This window comes from Bradyrhizobium sp. Kon58 (genome assembly GCF_055807455.1).
The window spans coordinates 1-289 of the sequence record NZ_JBVVOT010000359.1 but is presented as its reverse complement, the minus strand read 5'-3'; the positions used below and the strand labels follow the sequence as shown (position 1 = coordinate 289).

Below are 289 nucleotides of genomic sequence, written 5' to 3'. Positions count from 1 at the left end.
CCTCAAGCCGATCTTCCAACGCCGATTCCTTAACGAAAACGGGCTACGCTATGACGAAGGCCTGATCATCGGCGAAGACTATATCTTGCTGGCCAGTGCTCTGGCCAAGGGCGGAAAATGCGTGGTCGAGCCGACGACCGGCTATGTCTACCATATCCGGACCGGCTCCATTTCCCGCGTGCTCGAACTTCACCACGTCGAGGCGATGCGCAAAGCCGATCTTGTCTTCGCCAGAACCCATTCGATGGACGCGGCCGCGCAGGCCGCTTTCGCAAGGCGCACGCGCAGC

Annotated in this window: 1 pseudogene; it reads left to right on the top strand. The window is 60.2% G+C overall.

The window, feature by feature from the left end:
- A pseudogene (locus AC0L20_RS40765) lies at nt 1-289 on the top strand (glycosyl transferase); the annotation flags it as partial.